The organism is Azohydromonas aeria (genome assembly GCF_009760915.1).
Taxonomy (GTDB): Bacteria; Pseudomonadota; Gammaproteobacteria; order Burkholderiales; family Burkholderiaceae_C; genus Azohydromonas; species Azohydromonas aeria.
The window spans coordinates 97921-116596 of the sequence record NZ_VIDQ01000004.1 but is presented as its reverse complement, the minus strand read 5'-3'; the positions used below and the strand labels follow the sequence as shown (position 1 = coordinate 116596).

At 70.9% G+C, this 18676-nt stretch carries 18 protein-coding genes and 2 riboswitches; of the genes, 8 read left to right on the top strand and 10 right to left on the bottom strand.

The features are described 5' to 3' along the window. Positions 1–116: 116 nt before the first annotated feature. The 5 genes from FJ694_RS04510 (at position 117) to FJ694_RS04490 (ending at position 8344) form a co-directional block, all read left to right on the top strand. Positions 117–1802 carry an electron transfer flavoprotein-ubiquinone oxidoreductase gene (locus FJ694_RS04510; RefSeq protein WP_157264617.1) on the top strand — a complete coding sequence of 562 codons (1686 nt, stop codon included), beginning with the start codon at positions 117–119 and terminating at the stop codon, positions 1800–1802. 136 nt (positions 1803–1938) lie between these two features. Then, positions 1939–2028, top strand: a riboswitch (glycine riboswitch). 17 nt (positions 2029–2045) lie between these two features. After that, a riboswitch (glycine riboswitch) is annotated at positions 2046–2172 on the top strand. Between the two features lie 47 nt (positions 2173–2219). Continuing rightward, positions 2220–3380, top strand: coding sequence for a glycine cleavage system aminomethyltransferase GcvT (gene gcvT / locus FJ694_RS04505; protein ID WP_157264615.1), 1161 nt, complete (start codon positions 2220–2222; stop codon positions 3378–3380). A gap of 88 nt (positions 3381–3468) precedes the next feature. Continuing rightward, complete coding sequence (gene gcvH, locus FJ694_RS04500; protein WP_157264613.1) at positions 3469–3846, top strand: glycine cleavage system protein GcvH; 378 nt, start codon at positions 3469–3471, stop codon at positions 3844–3846. Positions 3847–4021: 175 nt separating this feature from the next. Then, complete coding sequence (gene gcvP, locus FJ694_RS04495; protein ID WP_157264611.1) at positions 4022–6910, top strand: aminomethyl-transferring glycine dehydrogenase; 2889 nt, start codon at positions 4022–4024, stop codon at positions 6908–6910. Between the two features lie 42 nt (positions 6911–6952). Further along, complete coding sequence (locus FJ694_RS04490) at positions 6953–8344, top strand: L-serine ammonia-lyase (RefSeq protein WP_157264609.1); 1392 nt, start codon at positions 6953–6955, stop codon at positions 8342–8344. 91 nt (positions 8345–8435) lie between these two features. On the opposite strand, the gene FJ694_RS04485 is transcribed toward FJ694_RS04490, so the two are convergent. Together FJ694_RS04485 and FJ694_RS04480 are read right to left on the bottom strand one after the other, a co-directional pair. Next, entirely contained in the window at positions 8436–8627 is a 192-nt protein-coding gene (locus tag FJ694_RS04485; protein ID WP_157264607.1) for a DUF3606 domain-containing protein, read from the bottom strand. 141 nt (positions 8628–8768) lie between these two features. After that, positions 8769–8942: a hypothetical protein gene (locus FJ694_RS04480; protein WP_157264605.1), complete on the bottom strand. Its 174-nt coding sequence runs from the start codon at positions 8940–8942 to the stop codon at positions 8769–8771. 309 nt (positions 8943–9251) lie between these two features. Between FJ694_RS04480 and FJ694_RS04475 the strand changes: the two genes are divergently transcribed. Next, positions 9252–10016, top strand: a complete 765-nt coding sequence (locus FJ694_RS04475) for a hypothetical protein (protein WP_157264603.1) — start codon at positions 9252–9254, stop codon at positions 10014–10016. A gap of 83 nt (positions 10017–10099) precedes the next feature. Here the strand turns inward: FJ694_RS04475 and aroC are convergent, their stop codons facing one another. The 5 genes from aroC to FJ694_RS04450 all read right to left on the bottom strand — a co-directional run bounded on the left by aroC (position 10100) and on the right by FJ694_RS04450 (position 15396). Beyond that, on the bottom strand, positions 10100–11203 hold the full coding sequence (gene aroC, locus FJ694_RS04470; RefSeq protein ID WP_157264601.1) for a chorismate synthase: 1104 nt from the start codon (positions 11201–11203) through the stop codon (positions 10100–10102). A 102-nt stretch (positions 11204–11305) separates the two neighbouring features. Further along, entirely contained in the window at positions 11306–11791 is a 486-nt protein-coding gene (locus FJ694_RS04465) for a CBS domain-containing protein (RefSeq protein WP_157264599.1), read from the bottom strand. A gap of 77 nt (positions 11792–11868) precedes the next feature. After that, entirely contained in the window at positions 11869–12813 is a 945-nt protein-coding gene (locus FJ694_RS04460; RefSeq protein ID WP_157264594.1) for an NAD-dependent epimerase/dehydratase family protein, read from the bottom strand. Positions 12814–12856: 43 nt separating this feature from the next. Beyond that, on the bottom strand, positions 12857–14071 hold the full coding sequence (gene kbl / locus FJ694_RS04455) for a glycine C-acetyltransferase (RefSeq protein WP_157264592.1): 1215 nt from the start codon (positions 14069–14071) through the stop codon (positions 12857–12859). Positions 14072–14163: 92 nt separating this feature from the next. After that, positions 14164–15396 carry a YihY family inner membrane protein gene (locus FJ694_RS04450; protein ID WP_157264590.1) on the bottom strand — a complete coding sequence of 411 codons (1233 nt, stop codon included), beginning with the start codon at positions 15394–15396 and terminating at the stop codon, positions 14164–14166. A 25-nt stretch (positions 15397–15421) separates the two neighbouring features. On the opposite strand from FJ694_RS04450, the gene FJ694_RS04445 reads away from it, so the two are divergent. Next, a complete protein-coding gene (locus FJ694_RS04445; RefSeq protein WP_375140199.1) occupies positions 15422–15805 on the top strand; it encodes a DUF2069 domain-containing protein in 384 nt (127 codons plus the stop codon). A gap of 2 nt (positions 15806–15807) precedes the next feature. Next, complete coding sequence (locus FJ694_RS04440; RefSeq protein WP_157264586.1) at positions 15808–17214, top strand: FAD-binding oxidoreductase; 1407 nt, start codon at positions 15808–15810, stop codon at positions 17212–17214. Positions 17215–17287: 73 nt separating this feature from the next. On the opposite strand, the gene FJ694_RS04435 is transcribed toward FJ694_RS04440, so the two are convergent. Genes FJ694_RS04435 through FJ694_RS04425 form a run of 3 tightly spaced genes read right to left on the bottom strand, consistent with a single transcriptional unit; the run spans position 17288 to position 18666 of the window. After that, positions 17288–17752 carry a DUF1178 family protein gene (locus FJ694_RS04435; RefSeq protein WP_157264585.1) on the bottom strand — a complete coding sequence of 155 codons (465 nt, stop codon included), beginning with the start codon at positions 17750–17752 and terminating at the stop codon, positions 17288–17290. Continuing rightward, positions 17739–18368 carry an NUDIX domain-containing protein gene (locus tag FJ694_RS04430; protein ID WP_157264584.1) on the bottom strand — a complete coding sequence of 210 codons (630 nt, stop codon included), beginning with the start codon at positions 18366–18368 and terminating at the stop codon, positions 17739–17741. Before FJ694_RS04430 ends, FJ694_RS04435 begins: the two co-directional genes overlap by 14 nt. After that, complete coding sequence (locus FJ694_RS04425; protein WP_157264582.1) at positions 18361–18666, bottom strand: DUF2818 family protein; 306 nt, start codon at positions 18664–18666, stop codon at positions 18361–18363. The genes FJ694_RS04430 and FJ694_RS04425 overlap by 8 nt, the downstream gene beginning before the upstream one ends. Positions 18667–18676 lie beyond the last annotated feature (10 nt).

The window sequence follows — 18676 nt, the reverse complement described above, 5'->3', positions numbered from 1 at the left end:
GGCCGCCCTGCCGCGGGCGCGGCACGGGCCTGCCCGCCTCGGCAGCACCGCCGTCAGGGTGAGGCGGCCGACTTAAACTGACAGGCTTTGTCCACCCACCAACCACACTTCAATCGATGACGCCGCAGCAACTGCTCGAACAGTACGGCCCGCGCGAGTCCATGGACTACGACGTGGTGATCGTCGGCGCCGGCCCCGCGGGGCTGGCCACCGCCATCCGGCTCAAGCAGCTCGCCGCCGCGGCGAATGCGGAGGTGTCGGTGGTGGTGCTGGAAAAGGGCTCCGAGCCCGGCGCGCACATCCTCTCCGGGGCCATCATGGACCCCATCGCGCTCAGCGAGCTGTTCCCCGACTGGAAGGACAAGGGCGCGCCGCTGAAGCAGCCCGTCACCGAGGACGAGTTCCTGTTCCTGTCCGAGACCGGCCACAAGGCCACCCCGCACGGCCTGCTGCCCGACTGCTTCAAGAACCACGGCAACTACATCGTCAGCCTGGGCGAAGTCACGCGCTGGCTGGCGGAACAGGCCGAAGGCCTGGGCGTGGAAATCTTTCCCGGCTTCGCCGCCGCGGAAGTGCTCTATGCCGAGGACGGCCGCGTGCGCGGCATCGCCACGGGCCACATGGGCCTGGGCAAGGACGGCGAGCCCACCGACAGTTTTCAACTGGGCATGGAGCTGCTGGGCAAGTACACGGTGTTCGCGGAAGGGTCGCGGGGCCACCTCGGAAAGCAGCTCATCGCGCGCTTCAAGCTCGACGAGGGCAGGAACCCGCAGAGCTACGGCATCGGCCTCAAGGAGCTGTGGGAAGTGCCGGCCGCCAATCACAAGCCGGGCCTGGTGGTGCACACCGCCGGCTGGCCGCTGGAGCCCGATACCTACGGCGGCAGCTTCATCTACCACGCGGCGGACAACAAGATTGCCATCGGCTTCGTCGTGGGGCTGGACTACCAGAACCCGTGGCTGAGCCCGTTTGAGGAGTTCCAGCGCTTCAAGACCCACCCGGCCGTGCGCAAGCACCTGGAAGGCGGCAAGCGCATCAGCTACGGCGCGCGCGCCATCACCGCCGGCGGGCTGCTGAGCCTGCCCAGGACGGTGTTTCCGGGCGGCGCGCTGGTGGGCTGCGACGCAGGCTACCTCAACGCCAGCCGCATCAAGGGCAGCCACGCCGCGATCAAGAGCGGCATGCTGTGCGCCGAGGCCGCCTTCGAGGCGCTGCAGGCCGGGCGCAGCGGCGACGAGCTCACGGCGTATCCGCAGGCCTTCGAGAAGAGCTGGCTGTTCGAGGAGCTGAACCAGGCGCGCAACTTCAAGCAGTGGTTCAAGAAGGGCCGCTCCACCGCCACGCTCATGACCGGCATCGAGCAGTGGCTGCTGCCGCGGCTGGGCATGAAGAACCCGCCCTGGACCGTCAACCGCAAGCTGCCCGACCACGTCAGCTTGCGCCCGGCGGCCGAGTTCCCGCGCATCGACTACCCCAAGCCCGACGGCGTGCTCTCCTTCGACAAGCTGTCCTCGGTGTTCATCAGCAACACCAACCACGAGGAAAACCAGCCGGCGCACCTGACGCTGAAGGACGCGACGGTGCCGACGCGCATCAACCTGCCGACCTTCGCCGGGCCCGAGAACCGCTACTGCCCGGCGGGCGTGTACGAGTACGTGGCGGCCGAGGGCGGCGGGGAGCGGCTGCAGATCAACGCCCAGAACTGCGTGCACTGCAAGACCTGCGACATCAAGGACCCGACGCAGAACATCGTCTGGGTCACGCCCGAAGGCGGCGGCGGTCCGAACTACGCGGGGATGTAAGCCCCGCGGCGGCGGCGCGGCCGGCTCCGTGCCTGACCCGGATCGGCCGGCGGCGCTTGCCTGGAATCGTCGGCCTCTTGTCTTTTTGCGGCATGGCGGCTGCGCGCGGGCCGGACTCGCCGGAGCGGCTGCTACACTGCCCGCGCCAGGAGAGAGCCCCCTGAACGCGGGGCCGCCGAAGGCGCAGGGGTCCGCCCCGAACGCTCAGGCAAAAGGACTGGCAAGCGCCCTTCTCAAGAGGGGCGACACCTCACTGGAGAGAGGCCGCGCCCGCACCGGGTATTGCGGCCCACCGAAGGGGCAAGCGCAGTGGCATCCTCGTCAGGAAGCCCTCGCCAATCTCTCAGGTAAAGCGGACAGCGGGGGCACCACGTTCCACCTTCGCCGGTGGCCGTTTGCCCTTGGGAGACCTGACTCATGACCGCTGACACCGCCTCGTCCGCCACCGGCGCCGCCGACGCTTCCACCCCCGTCCTGCAGCGCACGCCGCTGCACGCGCTGCATCTGGAGCTGGGCGCGCGCATGGTGCCCTTTGCCGGCTACGAGATGCCGGTGAGCTATCCCGGCGGCATCCTGGCCGAGCACCGGCACTGCCGCGAGGCGGCGGCGCTGTTCGACGTGTCGCACATGGGCCAGGTGCGGCTGGTGGGCGACGATGCCGCGCTGGCGCTGGAGTCGCTGGTGCCGGTGGACGTGGCCGACCTCGCCGTGGGGCGCCAGCGCTACGGCTTCTTCACCAACACCGCCGGCGGCATCCTGGACGACCTGATGGTCGCGCGCCGCCCGGACGACCTGTTCATGGTCATCAACGCCAGCCGCAAGGACCACGACCTGCAGCTGCTGCGCACCCAGATCGGCCACCGCTGCCAAGTCGTCTCCATGCCCGAGCGCGCGCTGCTGGCGCTGCAGGGCCCGCAGGCGGCGCAGGCGCTGGCGCGGCTGGACGCCGGCGTGGCGGCGCTGACGTTCATGGCCACCGGCACCTTCACGCTGGCCGGCGCCGAATGCTTCGTCAGCCGCAGCGGCTACACCGGCGAGGACGGCTTCGAGATCTCCGTGCCGGCCGAGGGCGCCGAGGCGCTGGCCAAGGCGCTGCTGGCGCTGCCCGAAGTCAAGCCCGCCGGGCTGGGCGCGCGCGACACGCTGCGCCTGGAAGCCGGGCTGTGCCTGTACGGCCACGACATCGACGAGGACACTACGCCGGTCGAGGCCGGCCTGACCTGGGCCATCCAGAAGGTGCGCCGCCCGGGTGGCGCGCGCGCCGGCGGCTATCCCGGCAGCCAGGCCATCGAGGCGCAATTGGCCAACGGCGCGCCGCGCAAGCGTGTGGGCCTGCTCGGCCTGGAGCGCGCGCCGGTGCGCGAGGGTGCGCCGGTGCTCGACGCGCAGGGCCTGCGCGTGGGCAAGGTCACCAGCGGCACGCTGTCGCCGCAGTTGGGGAAACCCATCGCCATGGCTTACGTGGACGCGGCGCACGCGCAGCCCGGCGCCGAGCTGTCGGCCGAGGTGCGCCTGAAGCCGCAGGCCATGCGAGTCGTCGCCATGCCCTTCACGCCGCACCGCTACCACCGCGGCTGAGCCGCCGCGGCGCGGCGCGAGCTGCCATCAATCCAACCCTTTCCCAACCCGGCGCAAGCAGCGCGCCGACCGTCCAGGAGACCCGCCCATGACCACCAAGTACACGACCGAGCACGAGTGGATCAACATCGAGGACCATGACGCCGCCGTGGTCGGCATCACGCACCACGCGCAGGAAGCCCTGGGCGACGTGGTGTTCGTCGATCTGCCCGAAGTCGGCAAGACCTTCGCCAAGGGCGAGGTGTCCGGCGTGGTCGAATCGGTCAAGGCCGCGGCCGACCTCTACATGCCCGTGAGCGGCGAGGTGGTCGAGGTCAACGAGGACCTGCGCAACGACCCCTCGCTGGCCAACACCGACCCGCTGGGCAACGGCTGGTTCTTCAAGGTCCGCATCACCAACATGGCCGAGTTCGACGAGCTCATGGACGGCCCGGCCTACGACGCGCTGCTGAAATCCGAGAAGTAAGCCCTTGAGGCCGGGGCGGCGCCGCGCTGCCCGGGCCTTGGCGCGGCAAGCCGATTGCCGCGCCCTTTCCAGTGATCCCCGGTGATCCCCCGTGATTCCCAGTGACTCTTTCGAGTCCCGCCGGCCGGCTCCCGCCGCGCCCGCGCCGCCACCCTCTCCTTCTGCCCTTCGAACCATGTCCGAATCCTTTCCGCCGCTGGCCGAGCTCGAGAACGCTGCCGAGTTCCACCACCGCCACATCGGCCCGGAGCCGCACGAGCAGGCGCAGATGCTGTCGGTGATCGGCGCCGCCACGCGCCGCGCGCTGGTCGAGGCCGTGATGCCGCGCAACATCGCGCGCAACCAGCCCATGGCGCTGCCCGCGCCCGCCACCGAGGCGCAGGCGCTGCTGGAGCTGCGCGCCATCGCCGCGCGCAACCGGGTGCTCAAGAGCTTCATCGGCCAGGGCTACCACGGCACGCTCACGCCCACCGTCATCCTGCGCAACGTGCTGGAGAACCCGGCCTGGTACACGGCCTACACGCCCTACCAGGCCGAGATCTCGCAGGGGCGCATGGAGGCGCTGCTCAACTTCCAGACGCTGATCACGGACCTGACGGCGCTGGACATCGCCAACGCCTCGATGCTGGACGAGGCCACCGCCGCGGCCGAGGCCATGACGCTGGCGCTGCGCGTGGGCCGCAGCAAGAGCACGCGCTGCTTCGTGGCCGACGACGTGCTGCCGCAGACGCTGCAGGTCATGCGCACGCGCGCGCTGCCGCTGGGCATCGAGATCGTCACCGGCGCGGCCGAGTCGGCGGGCGAGCACGACTGCTTCGCCGCGCTGTTCCAGTACCCCGGCGTCACCGGCCAGGTGCGCGACCTGCAGCCGCTGGCCGATGCGGTGCACGCGCGCGGCGGCCAGGTCATCGTCGCCGCCGACCTGCTGGCGCTGACGCTGCTCAAGGCGCCGGGCGAGCTGGGCGCCGACATTGCCGTGGGCAGCACGCAGCGCCTGGGCATGCCCATGGGCTGCGGCGGCCCGCACGCGGCCTACATGGCCACGCGCGACAGCCACAAGCGCTCGCTGCCCGGGCGGCTGGTGGGTGTCAGCGTGGATTCGTCCGGCTCGCCCGCGCTGCGCCTGGCTTTGCAGACGCGCGAGCAGCACATCCGCCGCGAGAAGGCCACCTCCAACATCTGCACCGCGCAGGTGCTGCCGGCGGTGGTAGCGAGCATGTACGCCGTCTACCACGGCCCCGAGGGCCTGAAGCGCATCGCGCGCCGGGTGGCGGCCTACACCGCGATCCTGGCCGCCGGGCTGAAGCAGCTGGGCTGGACGCTGGCCCATGAAGAGGCCTTCGACACGCTGCAGGTGCTGACCGGCGAGCGCACCGCCGGGCTGCTGGCCAGCGCGGAAGCCGCCGGCATGAACCTGCGCCGCGCCGGCGCCGACTCGCTGGGCATCACGCTCGACGAGACCACCACGCGCGACGATCTGCAGGCGCTGTGGAAGGTGTTCGCCGGCGAGAAGCCCGTGCCCACCTTCGCCGACCTGGAACGCAGCGCGCCGCTGCTGCCCGCGGCGCTGGCGCGCACCAGCACCTTCCTGGCGCACCCGGTGTTCAACACCCACCACAGCGAGACGGAGATGCTGCGCTACATCCGCGGCCTCTCCGACAAGGACCTGGCGCTGGACCGCAGCATGATCCCGCTGGGCTCGTGCACCATGAAGCTCAACGCCACCAGCGAGATGATCCCCATCACCTGGCCGGCGTTCGCGCACGTGCACCCCTTCGCGCCGGCCGACCAGCTCGAAGGCTACCGGCTGCTCGACGAGCAGTTGCGCGGCTGGCTGTGCCAGGCCACCGGCTATGCCGGCATCAGCCTGCAGCCCAATGCCGGCTCGCAGGGCGAGTACGCCGGGCTGCTGGCCATCCAGGCCTGGCACGCCTCGCGCGGCCAGGCGCACCGCGACGTGTGCCTGATCCCCGAGTCCGCCCACGGCACCAACCCGGCCAGCGCCGGCATGGTCAACATGAAGGTCGTGGTCGTGAAGTGCGACGACATGGGCAACGTGGACCTGGCCGACCTGCGCGCCAAGTGCGAGCAGCACTCGGCCAGGCTGGGCGCGATCATGATCACCTACCCGTCCACCTACGGCGTGTTCGATCCGCACGTGAAGGAGCTGTGCGCGCTGGTGCACGAGCACGGCGGCCGGGTGTACGTGGACGGCGCCAACATGAACGCGCTGGTGGGCCTGGCGGCGCCGGGCGAGTTCGGCGGCGACGTCAGCCACCTGAACCTCCACAAGACCTTCTGCATTCCGCACGGCGGCGGCGGCCCTGGCGTCGGGCCGGTGTGCGTGGTGAAAGACCTGGTGCCCTTCCTGCCCGGCAAGCCGGGCGGCGCGGAAGCCGCGGGCGGTGTCGGGCCGGTGTCGGCCGCGCCGCTGGGCAACGCGGCGGTGCTGCCGATCAGCTGGATGTACATCCGCATGATGGGCGCCGAGGGCCTCACCGCCGCCACCGAGACGGCGATCCTGTCGGCCAACTACGTCGCAGCGCGCCTGTCCGGGCACTACGACATCCACTTCAGCGGCGGCGTCGAGGGCCTGAAGGGCGGCGGCGTGGCGCACGAGTGCATCCTGGACCTGCGCCCGCTCAAGGACAGTTCCGGCATCAGCGCCGAGGACGTGGCCAAGCGGCTCATCGACTACGGCTTCCACGCGCCCACGCTGTCCTTCCCCGTGGCCGGCACGCTGATGGTGGAGCCCACCGAGAGCGAGCCGCTGGTCGAGCTGGACCGCTTCTGCGACGCGATGATCGCCATCCGGCAGGAGATCGCGCAGGTCGAGTCCGGTGCCTGGCCGCGCGAGGACAACCCGCTCAGGAACGCGCCGCACACGGCACAGGCGCTGCTCAAGGAGGAATGGGCTCACGCCTACAGCCGCGAGCAGGCCGCCTATCCGGTGGCGGCGCTGCGGGGCCAGAAGTACTGGCCGCCGGTCGGGCGCGTGGACAACGTGCACGGCGACCGCAACCTGTTCTGCACCTGCCCGCCCACGGCGTCGTACGAGGACTGAAACCGCGCTGCACGGACCGGCGGCGCCTGAAGGAGTGAAGTCATGGCGGTGTCGGTCTTCGACCTGTTTCGCATCGGCATCGGGCCCAGCAGCTCGCACACCGTCGGGCCGATGCGGGCGGCGCGGCTCTTTGCCGAGCGGCTGCGCGGCGAGGGGCTGCTGGAGCGCACGGCGCGGGTGCGGTGCGATCTCTACGGCTCGCTGGGCGCCACCGGCAAGGGCCACGGCAGCGACAAGGCCGTGCTGCTGGGCCTGTCCGGGCACGACCCGGAAACGGTGGACGTGGACGCCGTGCCGGCGCTGCTGCAACGCATCCGCGACGACGAGCAGCTGCCGCTGGCCGGCACGAATGCGCTGCGCTTCACCGCGTCGGACCTGCGTTTCCACCGCACCGAGACCCTGCCCTTCCACGCCAACGGCATGACGTTGCGGGCGCTGGACGCGAACGGCGTGCAGCTCTCGGAGCGCACCTACTACTCCGTGGGCGGCGGCTTCGTGGTCAGCGAGGAGGTGGCGGCCGACGGCAGCCGGCACCGCGTCATTGCGCCGGACACGACGGTGCTGCCGCTGCCTTTCCACAGCGGCGAGGAACTGATGGCGCTGTGCGAGCGGGAGGGCCTGTCCATTGCGCAGCTGATGCGTCGCAACGAGCGCCACTGGCGCGGCGACGCGGAGATCGACGCCGGGCTGCTGCGCATCTGGGCCGTGATGCAGCAGTGCGTCGAGCGCGGCTGCCGCACCGAGGGCGTGCTGCCCGGCGGCTTCAAGGTACGCCGGCGCGCGCCGCAGCTGTGGCGCCAGCTCTTGGCGCAGGAAGCTGCCGGCGGTTCACCGGACCCGCTGGCGGTGATCGACTGGGTTAACCTGTTCGCGCTGGCGGTCAACGAGGAGAACGCCGCCGGTGGCCGCGTGGTCACGGCGCCGACCAACGGCGCGGCCGGCATCGTGCCGGCGGTGCTGCACTACTACGCGCGCTTCGTGCCCGGCGCCAGCGACGCCGGCGTGGTGGACTTCCTACTCACGGCCGGCGCCATCGGCATCCTCTACAAGGAAAACGCCAGCATCTCCGGGGCGGAAGTTGGCTGCCAGGGCGAGGTCGGCGTGGCCTGCTCGATGGCCGCCGGCGCGCTGTGCGCGGTCAGCGGCGGCAGCCCGGCACAGGTAGAAAACGCCGCCGAAATTGCCATGGAGCACCACCTGGGCCTGACCTGCGACCCGGTCGGCGGGCTGGTGCAGATCCCGTGCATCGAGCGCAACGCGATTGCCTCGGTGAAAGCCATCAACGCCGCGCGCATGGCGCTGCGCGGCGACGGCACGCACCACGTCAGCCTCGACAAGGTCATCAAGACCATGCGCGAAACCGGCGCCGACATGCTGACCAAGTACAAGGAAACGGCCCGCGGCGGGCTCGCGGTCAACATCGTGGAGTGCTGAGGCGTCCGGCTGCCGGGCCCGCGCACGGCGCGGCGGTCAACGCTGCACGCCGGCCGACATCGCAGGCCGGGCGCTGCGGGAATGGGGCTGCTCAGGCTTGCCTGCGCTGCTCCAGCACCTGGCGCACCGCGGCGACATGCTCGCCGACGCGTCCGACGATGTCCTGGAGCTCGTCCTGGCTGCAGTGCAGCTGCTCGCACCAGTACTGCAGCTCGACCGGGTCCATGGTGTTGACGCGGCCGGGGTCCAGCGGCTGGAAGGCTTGGTGGGGCGCGGTTTGCATGCGGTCTCCTTCATGTGCAGCGCGGGCCGCGAAGGCGGCGCCTGACGCATCGGGGAGACCAGCATCGCGCGGCGCGGCGAGACGCGCCTTGAGCTGGCTCAGCCCGGTGACGGCCGCGGGCCGGTCACCGGCTTGGGGCTGTCAGCGCTTCTGGTCGAAGCGCCGGGCGCGGCCGCCGACGCGCCGGTCGTGTCCCAGGGGCGCGATGTAGAAGGGCTCGAACTTGCGGCCCTTGTCGGCGCTGTCGGTGCCTTCGAACAGCGGATCGACAGGCTTGCGCTCGGCAGGACGGTTGTGGGCGGCGTGTTTCGTCATGGCTGATACAACTAGGCGTCCAACGGGACGGTGCAGCCACAACGTGGCAATCTGCGGACCGGATGACAGTCCGGCGCAAGTTTTTGAGCACATAGGGTTTCTCCGGGGAAACCTGCGCAGCAAGCGGGGTTCAAGCAGGTTGAAGGCGAAAGACGGCCTTCCAGGCAGGAGCGGTTACGGCCGGTATCGCGGAGGAAAACCTGGGTTGTTTGCCGTGGCCTGGGCCTTTATGGTCCGGACTCCCATCCCTGTCGGGCCGGCCCACGGCCCCACCCGGCCGCCGCTGCCGGGACTGAAGGAGTGAAATACGTGCCCAATTCCCCCCAACGCGCCAGTTCTCCCCGCACGCCACGTTCGACGCTGTCGGCCGCCGCCGATGCCGCGCTCGACAAGGGCCGCGCGCCCGCACTCGATACCCCGCTGGGCGCCCCTGCCATCGAGCTGGCCGCCTCGGCCAACGAGCCGCGCGCCGACGCCGGCGTCACGCTGGACGAGGTGCTCAACGGCTGGAGCGAGAGCACCATGCGCGAACAGCTGCGCTGGCAGATGTCGGCGCTCGCGGCCGCGCTGCGCGGCACGCAGCAGCTCGGCCAGGCCCAGGACGAGCTCAGCCAGCAGGTGATCCAGAACCTTGAACGGCTCGATGTCGAGCTGCGCGATGCCCGCAACCTCGGCGATCTCGCCAGCGTGGGCTCCAGCCTGGCCAAGATCGATTTCAACGGCCTGATGCGGCTGGCCACCCGCCTCACCCAGCTCGGCGCCGACCAGTGGCTGAAGCTGGCCCAGGAAACCGGCAACGGCCTGGTGCGGCTGCAGAGCGCTTACTGGGAATCGGCGCTGAGCTTCTTCCGGCTGCAGACCAGCCTGGGCGGCTCTTCAGAAATGATCCAGGCCGAGGTCGAGCACGTGCTCAGCCCCATGGCGGCCAGCCCGCTGATGTGGCCGGCCCAGGAGGCGACCCGGCAGGCGGCGCAGATGGCAGCCAGTGGCTGGAACGACTGGCTGAACTGGAGCGGCCACTTCGCCGACGCCGGCTTCACCATGTTCAACGGCAACCCGTCGCAGAAGCACTGAGGCGCTGAAGCACTGCAGGGGAAGTCGCCCAGGAAAAACCGGCCTGCGGGCCGGTTTTTTCATGCGCAGCCGGCGCGAAGCCGTCAGCGCGGCGCGGCGGCCGGGATCTGCGGCAGCGCCAGCGCCACGTCGCCGCACTGGGCGCGCTGGCGCAGCGCGTGGTCCATCACCACCAGCGCCAGCAGCGCCTCGGCAATCGGCGTGGCGCGGATGCCGACGCAGGGGTCGTGGCGGCCGAAGGTCTGCACCGTGTTGGGCTGGCCGGCGCGGTCGATGGAGGCGCGCGGCGTGCGGATCGAGCTCGTGGGCTTGATGGCCAGGGACACCACCAGGTCCTGCCCCGTGCTCACGCCGCCGAGCACGCCGCCGGCATGGTTGCTCCTGAACCCTTCAGGCGTGAGCTCGTCGCCATGCTCGGAGCCGCGCTGGGCGATGCTCCTGAAACCGTCGCCGATCTCCACGCCCTTGACGGCGTTGAGGCCCATCATGGCGTGCGCGATGTCCGCATCGAGCCGGTCAAAGAGCGGCTCGCCCAGGCCCGCGGGCATGCCCTGCGCAATGACGCTGATGCGCGCGCCGATCGAGTCGCCGTCGCGGCGCAGCTGGTCCATCTGCGCTTCGAGCTCGGGAATGATGCTGGCGTTGGGCGCGAAGAAGGCGTTGTTGGCGATGTGCTCGAAGCCTTCGAACGGGATCTCGGTGGCGCCCAGCGCCGACATCCAGCCGATGAAGCGCGTGCCGTACTTCTGCTGCAGCCACTTCTTCGCCACCGCGCCGGCGGCCACCGTGGGCGCGGTCAGCCGCGCCGAGGAGCGCCCGCCGCCGCGCGGGTCGCGCACGCCGTACTTGCGCCAGTAGGCGTAGTCGGCATGGCCGGGGCGAAAGGTGTCGAGCAGGTTGCCGTAGTCCTTGCTGCGCTGGTCGGTGTTGCGGATGAGCAGGCAGATCGGCGTGCCGGTGGTCTGGCCCTCGTACACGCCGGACAGGATCTCGACGGCGTCGGCCTCGTTGCGCTGCGTCACGTGGCGCGAGGTGCCCGGGCGGCGCCGGTCGAGCTCGGGCTGGATGTCGGCCTCGCTGAGCGCCAGGCCCGGCGGGCAGCCGTCGATCACGCAGCCGATGGCCGGGCCGTGGCTTTCGCCGAAGTTGGTGACGCGGAAGAGTTCGCCGAGGGTGCTGCCGGACATGCTGGTGCGCTGCTGCGAGGAAAGGAATCGACAAAGCAAAGGGCCCGCTTGCGCGGGCCCGACATTGTGACAGCCGCCGCCGGGGCGGCCGTGCAAAGGCGCTCAGGCCGCCGGGGCCTGCGGCTCGGCCGCGCGGGCGGCGCTGCCCTCCTCTTCGGCCGGCCAGTCCTTGATGTAGGCCTTGAGCATGCGGTTCTCGAAGTCCTGCGCGTCCACCACGGCCTTGGCCACGTCGTAGAACGAGATCACGCCCATGAGCGTGCGGTGGTCCAGGATGGGCATGTAGCGCGCGTGGCGCGCCAGCATCATGCGGCGCACCTCGTCGATCGAGGTCTCCGGGGTGCAGCTCAGCGGGCAGTCGTCCATCACGCTGCGCACCGTGGCGTTCTCCAGCTGGCCGTTAGTGCGCACCACCGCGGCGATGGCCTCGCGGAAGGTCAGCATGCCCACCACGTCGCCGTAGCTCACCACCACGACCGAGCCGATGTCGTGCTCGGCCATGGTTTGCAGCGCCTGCGCCAGCGAGGCGTCCGGCGAAACGGTGAACAGCGCATTGCCCTTGACGCGAAGGATGTCGCGGACCTTCATGAAAGATTCCCCAGAAACAGTGAAACAGAACTGCCGGGCAACATAGCACAGCAGTCCGTGCCGGCCCTTACGCAAAATCAAGCAGGGCGTAACGCCGCGAGCATGGCATCCACCATCGATTCCAGATCGTGGCACGGCTGCCAGCCCCAGTCGGCGCGCGCCGCCGTGTCGTCGATGGACGAAGGCCAGCTTTCGGCAATGGCCTGGCGGAAGTCGGGCTCGCAGCGCAGCGTGAAGCCCGGCAGCCGGCGCGCGATGGCGTCGGCGATCTGGCGCGGCGTGAAGCTCATGCCGGCAAGGTTGTAGGCGCGGCGCTCGCGGATGCGCTGTGGCGGCGCCTCCATCAGCTCCAGCGCGGCGCGGATCGCGTCGGGCATGTACATCATCGGCAGCGCCAGGTCCTCGCGCAGGAAGCAGGTGTAGGCGTTGCGCGCCAGCGCAGCGTGGAAGATCTCCACGGCGTAGTCGGTGGTGCCGCCGCCGGGCGCGGTCTTCCAGCTGATGAGACCCGGAAAGCGCAGGCTGCGCACGTCCACGCCGTGGCGGCGGTGGTACCAGGCGCACCAGCCCTCGCCCGCGAGCTTGGAGATGCCGTAGACGGTGTCGGGCTCCATCACCGTGTGCTGCGGCGTGGCGTCCTTGGGCGTGGAGGCGCCGAAGGCGGCAATCGAGCTGGGCCAGAACACGCGCTGCAGCGGCCGCGTGCGCGCCAGCTCCAGCACGTTGAGCAGGCTCTTCATGTTCAGGTCCCAGGCCCAGGTCGGGTGCTGCTCGCCGCGCGCGGACAGCGCCGCGGCCAGCAGCCAGACCTGCGTGACGCCATGGCGCCGCGCCACCTCGCCCAAAGCGCCGGCGTCGGTGGCGTCCAGCGCCTCGTGCGCCACGCCCGGCACGCGACCTGAGGGCGACAGGTCCGAGGACACCACCGCCGCGCGCCCGTGGCGCTGCGCCAGCGCCTCGACCAGCTCGCTGCCGATCTGCCCGTTGGCGCCGACGACCAGGATCTTCAAGGCGGCCGTCACTGCATCGACTCCCGGGACATTCGCGGGGACATCGGCGGCCGCCTCACGCCACCAGCCCCAGCTCGCGCCCGGCCTGCCGGAAGGCGGCCACGGCGTGCTCCAGGTCGGCGCGCGTGTGCGCGGCGCTGAGCTGCACGCGGATGCGCGCCTGGCCCTGCGGCACCACCGGGTAGAAGAAGCCCACCGCGTACACGCCCAGCTCCAGCAGCCGCGCCGCCAGCGCTTGGGCCTTGTGGGCGTCGTAGACCATGATCGGCACGATCGGGTGCTCGCCCGGCTTCAGGTCGAAGCCCGCCTCGGTCATTGCGGCGCGGAACCAGCGGGCGTTGTCCCAGAGGGTGTCGCGCAGCCCGGCGCTCTCCTCCAGCAGGTCCAGCACCGCCAACGAGGCGCCGACGATCGCCGGCGCCAGCGAATTCGAGAACAGGTAGGGCCGCGAGCGCTGGCGCAGCAGCTCGATGACTTCGCGCCGCCCGCTGGTGAAGCCGCCCGACGCGCCGCCCAGCGCCTTGCCCAGCGTGCCGGTGATCAGGTCCACGCCCGCGACGCCGTCCACCAGCAGCCCGCGGTGCTCATGCGTGCCGCGCCCGCTGGCGCCGACGAAGCCCGTGGCGTGGCTGTCGTCGATGCCCAGCAGCGCGCCGTGGGCGTCGCACAGCACGCGCATGCGGTCGAGCTGCGCCACGCTGCCGTCCATCGAGAACACGCCGTCGGTGAAGGCCAGCACGAAGCGCGCGCCCTCGGCGCGGGCCTGGCGCAGGCAGCGCTCCAGGTCGGCCATGTCGTCGTGGGCGTAGCGGTAGCGGCGCGCCTTGCACAGCCGGATGCCGTCGATGACGGAGGCGTGGTTGAGCGTGTCGCTGACGATGGCGTCCTCCTCGGTGAACAGCGGCTCGAACAGCCCGCCGTTGGCGTCGAAGGCCGCCGCGTAGAGGATGGTGTCCTCGGTGCCCAGGAAGCGCGACAGCCGCGCCTCCAGCGCCTGGTGCCGGTCCTGCGTGCCGCAGATGAAGCGCACCGAGCTCATGCCGTAGCCGTGGCTCGCCATCGCCTCCTGCGCCGCGCGCACCACGCGCGGATGCGCGCTGAGTCCCAGGTAATTGTTGGCGCACAGGTTGAGGAGCTCGCGCCCGTCGGCCAGGCGCACGCGCGGCCCCTGCGCGCCGGCGATGACGCGCTCCTCCTTGAACAGGCCGTCCCGGCGCAGGCCCTGCAGCTCGCGGCCGATGAAGGCGGTGAATTCGTCGCTGGCTTTCATGCTGGCTCCCACGCGGCATGCGCCGCATGCAGCCGCACCGTAGCTTCAAGGCGCGTGGGCTGCAAAGACCCTGCACCCCACCCCGGCGCGGCTCAGCGCAGCGCTTCCTCCAGCGACATCGCCTCGACGCCGGCCTGCGCCCGGAACGCCCGGGCCGCGGCGCTGGGTTCCAGCAGCAACCGGTCGATGAGCGGCGCGGCCGGCGTGCGCGCCGGGTCGCACAGCAGCACCAGGCGCTGCGCGCCGCCCTCCTCCAGGCGGCCGACCCAGTCCAGCGCCACCAGCGTGTCCACCACCGGTTCCAGCCGCAGCGGGTCCACGCCCAGCGTGCGCGCCAGCGCCGGCTGCGAGCGTCCGGGCCGGCCCTCGCGCTGCGCCGCGGCCAGCACGCGCAGCAGGCCCAGCGCCAGCGCGAAGGGCTGCCCCGGCCCGCTGGGCAGCCGGGCGGTGTGCTGCGACAGGCTCTGCGCGCTGGCGGCGATGACGGCGCCCAGCAGCACGATCACCCAGCCGGCATAGACCCACACCATCAGCACCGGCAGCGTGACGTAGGCACCGTAGACGGCCGAGTAGGTCGGCACCTTGCTGAAATACCAGCCGATGGCGTCCTTGGCGCCCTCGAACGCCACGCCCACGAACAGCGCGCCGGCAAAGGCATGCGGCCAGCGCACGAGGGTATTGGGAACGTAATGGAACAGCGCCGCGATGCCCGCCACCAGCAAGCTGAACTCGACGACGTTGAGCAGCAGGCTCACGCCCCAGGGCGGCGCATGCACCCAGCCCTGCGAGGCCGACAGCGCATAGGAGGTCACCGTGAGGCTGATGCCCAGCACCAGCGGCCCCAGCGTGATGGCGGCCCAATACACCAGCACGCGCTGCCCGATGGGCCGCGGACGGCGCACGGCCCAGATGGCGTTGAGCGCGCGGTCGATGGTCAGCATCGTCGCCACTGCCGTGACGCCCAGCAGCACCAGGCCCAGGCCGCTCAGGCGCCGTGCCTTGGCGGCGAACTGCGTGAGCGTGCCCAGCACCTGGCGCGAGATGGTTTCAGGCACCAGCGCCTGCAGGAAGTACTTCTCCAGCGCAACCTGGAACGCGCCGAACACCGGGAAAGCCGAGAACAGCGCGAAGGCCATGGTGGTCAGTGGCACCAGCGCCAGCAGCGTGGTGAAGGTCAGGCTGCTGGCGGTCAGGCCGATGTGGTCTTCGCGAAAACGCTGGCGCAGCGTGAGCAGCGTGTCGCGCCAGGGCCAGTGGCGCAGCACCTGCCAGGATTCCACGCACCATGCTCGCCAGCCGCGCCGGCGGGCAGTGAGGGTGTTCATCAACCCTATGATGCCAGCCATGTCAATGGAGTCCCCCCTGGAAACGCTGCCGCCGATGGTGCGCCGCACCCGCGACCTGGCAGTGGCCTGCCTGGTGCTTTTGATCCTGCTGGGCCTGGCCTGGGAGCTGTGGCTGGCCCCGACCGGGAGCGGCACGCTGGCGCTGAAGGTGCTGCCGCTGTTCGTGCCGCTGGCCGGGCTGCTGCGGCGGCGCATGTACACCTACCGCTGGGTCAGCCTGCTGGTGTGGATCTACTTCGCCGAGGGCGTGGTGCGTGCCACCAGCGAGCCGCCGCCCGGCGCCTGGCTGGCCATGATCGAAATCCTGCTGTGCCTGGTGCTGTTCGCCGCCTGCGCCACGCATGTGCGCTGGCGCCTCAAGAATGCCCGGGCAGTTGAAGGAAAGTAGTCATGAGCACGGAATTTCTGGATGCCCTGCGCGCCGCCATCGGCGCCGAGCATGTGCTGACCGAGGGCGACCTCAGCGGCTACGAGCAGGACTGGCGCAAGCGCTGGCACGGCAAGGCCCTGGCCGTGGCGCGACCGGCCGACACGGGGCAGGTCGCCGCCGTGGTGCGGTTGTGTGCCCGGCACGGCGTGGCACTGGTGCCCCAGGGCGGCAACACCGGGCTGGTGGGCGGCGGCGTGCCGGACCCCAGCGGCCGCTCGCTGCTGCTGAGCCTGCGCCGCATGAACCGCGTGCGCGCCTTCGACACCGCCAACCTCACCGTCACGGTCGATGCCGGCTGCGTGCTGCAGGCGCTGCAGGAAGCGGTGGCGGCGCAGGGCCTGCTGTTCCCCCTGAGCCTGGGCGCCGAGGGCAGCGCCACCATCGGCGGCAACCTCGCCACCAACGCCGGCGGCACGCAGGTGCTGCGCTACGGCAATGCGCGCGAGCTGTGCCTGGGGCTGGAGGTGGTGACGGCGCAGGGTGAGGTGTGGGACGGGCTCTCCGGCCTGCGCAAGGACAACACAGGCTATGACCTGCGCGACCTCTTCATCGGCAGCGAGGGCACCCTGGGCGTGATCACGGGCGCCACGCTGAAGCTGTTCCCGCGGCCCGCGGCCGTGACCACCGCGCTGGCGGCCTGCGCCTCGATGGAGCAGGCGGTGGAGCTGCTCAAGGCGGCCCGCGCCAAGCTGGGCGCCGGGCTCACCGGCTTCGAGGTCATGGGCCGCTTCGCGCTGGACCTGGTGAAGCGCCATTTCCCGGAGCTGCCGCAGCCCCTGCCCTCGGCCGCCTGGACCGTGCTGCTGGAGCAGAGCGACGAGGAAAGCGAAAGCCACGCGCAGGTGCGCTTCGAGGCGCTGCTGGCCGCAGCGCTGGAGGACGGGCTGATCGAGGACGCCGCCGTGGCGCAGAGCCAGGCCCAGTCCAACGCCATGTGGCACCTGCGCGAGTCCATCACGCTGGCGCAGGCGCAGGAGGGGCTGAACATCAAGCACGACGTGGCGCTGCCGGTGTCGAGCATCCCGGCCTACTGCGCGCAGGCCGACGCGGCGTTGCACGCAGCCTTCCCCGGCGCGCGCATCGTCAACTTCGGCCACCTGGGCGACGGCAACCTGCACTACAACGTGCAGGTGCCCGAAGGCGGCGACGGCGCGGCCTTCCTGCGCGACCACGAGGCCGAGGTGAATCGCATCGTCTTCGACGCGGTCCAATCCTTCGGCGGCAGCTTCTCGGCCGAGCACGGCATCGGTGCGCTCAAGCGCGAGGAGCTGGAGCAGCGCAAGTCGCCGGTGGCGCTGGGGCTGATGCGCGCCATCAAGCAGGCGCTGGATCCGCAGGGGCTGCTCAATCCGGGGCGGGTGCTGTAGTCACGGCGCAGCGCCCATGAAAAAACCCGGCCTGGGGCCGGGTCGTCGTGGGCTTGAGGCGGTGAATGCCGCCTTACTGCATCGGTTCCTTGAGCGCCTTCGGAATGGGCAGCGGCAGCACGTCGATGCCCTCTTCCGCCAGCTCGGCCGCCTGCACCGGGCTGGCCTGGCCGCGGATGCCGCGCTCGGGCGCGTCGCCGTAGTGGATCCGGCGGGCCTCGTCGGCGAAGCGCTCGCCCACGTCCTCGGTGTTGGCCATGACGTGGCGCACGGCCTGCATCCAAAGGGCCTGCAGCTGCTGCGCTTCCGGCGTGTCGGGCAGGCGCTCGGCGGGCCTGGACTTCTGCGCCGGCACCGCGGGCTCACGCGCGTTGGACAGGTTCAGCCGCGGCGCGCTGGGCAGCCGGCTCACCGCCTTGCTGCCGCACAGCGGGCACTCCACCAGCCCGCGCTCGTGCTGGGCGATGAAATCCTCTTCGGAGCCGAACCAGCCCTCGAAGCCGTGGCTGCTGTCGCAGCGCAGATCAAGCACCTTCATGGGGGAGATTATCGTCGCCGGACAGCGCCGGAGCCGGCTGCCAGTCGAGTGACCACAGCTTGTGGCGCCACTTGTTCACCCACAGCAGCCCGATGAGCGTCTTGGCATCGCTGAGCTCGCCGCGGGCGGCCAGCGCGTCGAGCTCGTCCTCGGTCATGCGCACCACGTCGAGATGCTCGCCGTGGTCGAGCCGGGCCTCGCCTTCACGCAAGTTGCGCACGAAGTAGAGGTGGATCACCTCGTCGGAGTAGGCCGCGGCGTTGTGGATCGGGCCGGCATAGGCCCACTCGCCGCCGCTGTAGCCCGTCTCCTCGGTGAGCTCGCGCACGGCGGTGTGCAGCGGCGGCTCGCCCGGGTCGATCTTGCCGGCGGGGAACTCCAGCATCACCCGGCCCAGCGGGTAGCGGAACTGCCGCACCAGCACCAGGCGCCCGTCGTCGAGCAGCGGCACCACTACCGACGCGCCGGAGTGGCGGATGAACTCGCGCTCGGTCTCGTGCCCGTCGGGCAGCCGTACCCGGTCGCGGCTCACGCGCAGGAAGTTGCCCTCGAACACCGACTCCGACTGCAACCGGTGCTCGCGCAGGTGGACGTCGTCGTCTCGATCCTCAGCCATGGTGTTGCCGCCTCAGGTAGCGCCAGACGAAGCCGGGGAAGGCGAGCGTCAGGAACAGGCAGCCCATGGCGGCGTAGAACTCCCAGCCCTGCGGGTAGATCTGGCCGATGCGGGCTTCCAGCAAGCGCCCCAGTCCCAGCGTCAGCAGCAGCAGGAGCAACAGCTCCAGCAGCCGCCAGCCGAAAGCCTTGGGAGCACGCCGCGGTCCCACCAGCAGCAGCCGCTCGGTGAGGAACGGCAGGTTGGCGCTGACCACGGCGGCAAGCAGCACCAGCGCGACTTCAGCGCCGTGGTTCATGCCGTCAGCC

Coding starts and splice junctions, on each gene's coding strand:
- FJ694_RS04510 (WP_157264617.1), top strand. CDS start 117: ATGACGCCGCAGCAACTGCTCGAACAGTACGGCCCGCGCGAGTCCATG.
- gcvT (WP_157264615.1), top strand. CDS start 2,220: ATGACCGCTGACACCGCCTCGTCCGCCACCGGCGCCGCCGACGCTTCC.
- gcvH (WP_157264613.1), top strand. CDS start 3,469: ATGACCACCAAGTACACGACCGAGCACGAGTGGATCAACATCGAGGAC.
- gcvP (WP_157264611.1), top strand. CDS start 4,022: ATGTCCGAATCCTTTCCGCCGCTGGCCGAGCTCGAGAACGCTGCCGAG.
- FJ694_RS04490 (WP_157264609.1), top strand. CDS start 6,953: ATGGCGGTGTCGGTCTTCGACCTGTTTCGCATCGGCATCGGGCCCAGC.
- FJ694_RS04485 (WP_157264607.1), bottom strand. CDS start 8,627: ATGCAAACCGCGCCCCACCAAGCCTTCCAGCCGCTGGACCCCGGCCGC.
- FJ694_RS04480 (WP_157264605.1), bottom strand. CDS start 8,942: ATGACGAAACACGCCGCCCACAACCGTCCTGCCGAGCGCAAGCCTGTC.
- aroC (WP_157264601.1), bottom strand. CDS start 11,203: ATGTCCGGCAGCACCCTCGGCGAACTCTTCCGCGTCACCAACTTCGGC.
- FJ694_RS04465 (WP_157264599.1), bottom strand. CDS start 11,791: ATGAAGGTCCGCGACATCCTTCGCGTCAAGGGCAATGCGCTGTTCACC.
- kbl (WP_157264592.1), bottom strand. CDS start 14,071: ATGAAAGCCAGCGACGAATTCACCGCCTTCATCGGCCGCGAGCTGCAG.
- FJ694_RS04450 (WP_157264590.1), bottom strand. CDS start 15,396: ATGAACACCCTCACTGCCCGCCGGCGCGGCTGGCGAGCATGGTGCGTG.
- FJ694_RS04445 (WP_375140199.1), top strand. CDS start 15,422: ATGGAGTCCCCCCTGGAAACGCTGCCGCCGATGGTGCGCCGCACCCGC.
- FJ694_RS04440 (WP_157264586.1), top strand. CDS start 15,808: ATGAGCACGGAATTTCTGGATGCCCTGCGCGCCGCCATCGGCGCCGAG.
- FJ694_RS04435 (WP_157264585.1), bottom strand. CDS start 17,752: ATGAAGGTGCTTGATCTGCGCTGCGACAGCAGCCACGGCTTCGAGGGC.
- FJ694_RS04430 (WP_157264584.1), bottom strand. CDS start 18,368: ATGGCTGAGGATCGAGACGACGACGTCCACCTGCGCGAGCACCGGTTG.
- FJ694_RS04425 (WP_157264582.1), bottom strand. CDS start 18,666: ATGAACCACGGCGCTGAAGTCGCGCTGGTGCTGCTTGCCGCCGTGGTC.